Source organism: Desulfosporosinus burensis (assembly GCF_054657535.1).
Window position 1 is genome coordinate 1 of record NZ_BAAHYN010000085.1, and the last position, 470, is coordinate 470.

The 470-nt window shown below is 39.8% G+C and carries 1 pseudogene; it reads right to left on the bottom strand.

Going from position 1 to position 470, the window contains the following annotated elements:
* Window positions 1-46: 46 nt before the first annotated feature.
* Window positions 47-470, bottom strand: a pseudogene (locus ACYQ3Q_RS28500) (hypothetical protein); the annotation flags it as partial.

Here is a 470-nt window from a genome sequence, read left to right on the forward strand (position 1 = left end):
GTCCCACCCACATTCCGCGGTCATTCTGAGAAAATGAATAGTTAATTTATTCCATTAAGTCCTTAGGTTCCATACCCATTATCTTTAATAGGGTCATGCCCCTTAGTGTATTTAAGCTATCATCAAGATAGAAAGTATACTCTTCATGTCCTATCTTTATAAAATGCATCCCCTCTAAAGCATACTGTAAGAAGGCAAAGGTCGGGGCATCCTGAAGCTTTGCCCCGTTATAGCCGATTTTGGGGAGTTCACCTGTCCATTCTTTGCGTCCTTTTCTCAGTTTATATTGAATTAATGCTCGTATCAGCAAGGATACATTTAATAGCATCATCAGCGCTCTCACTCGATGAGGATGCTTTAAGAATATAACCGATGCGAGGCAGGGTTCTTTGTAGTATCTGAAATCTATCTCAACCACCATCTGATCTTTATAATAGGCAACAATCTCCTTATCTGTTGCTTCTTCAACT